The sequence below is a fragment of the Alcanivorax sp. HI0044 genome, assembly GCF_001634945.1.
The window spans coordinates 1-543 of the sequence record NZ_LWEZ01000085.1; the positions used below are offsets into that span (position 1 = coordinate 1).

The 543-nt window shown below is 61.1% G+C and carries 1 protein-coding gene; it reads left to right on the top strand.

The window, feature by feature from the left end:
- Positions 1-509 (top strand): tRNA pseudouridine(13) synthase TruD (truD, locus tag A3730_RS01040; RefSeq protein WP_156500737.1); only part of this gene is annotated, 509 nt, incomplete at its 5' end.
- Between the last annotated feature and the right edge of the window lie 34 nt (positions 510-543).

The window sequence follows — 543 nt, forward strand, 5'->3', positions numbered from 1 at the left end:
TGCTGGGCGGGGAAGCACCACGCAAGAAAGCGCTGCGGGGCATGTGGTTGTCCGCCGTGCGCAGTAATCTGTTTAATCAGGTATTGGCGGAACGGGTGCGTCGCCATTGCTGGAACCGGGTGCAGGCCGGCGATATTTTGCAACCGGAAGGCAGCCGCGGGTTGTTCATGGCCGATGACGATTGCAAGGCGGTGGAGCGGGTGGCGAGCGGGGAAGTGCACCCCACCGCCCCTTTGCCCGGCTTGCCCGGCATGGCATCATCTGGCCCCTGTAATGAACTGGAGCAGCAGATCCTGGCGCCCCACGCCCCGGTGATAGAGGGCCTGCGCCAGATCAAGGTAGAAGAAGCCCGCCGTAGCACAAGGCTGCCGGTACGGGACTTGCAGTGGGTCTGGCATACAGACCCGGAAAGGGAAGGGGAAGACTGCCTGGAGCTGGCATTTACGCTACCCACAGGCGCTTTTGCCACGACAGTAATGGCAGAGCTGATCAGTTCACCGGCTGATTGACTCGCATTGAGGCAAACGAACACAGATGGATATC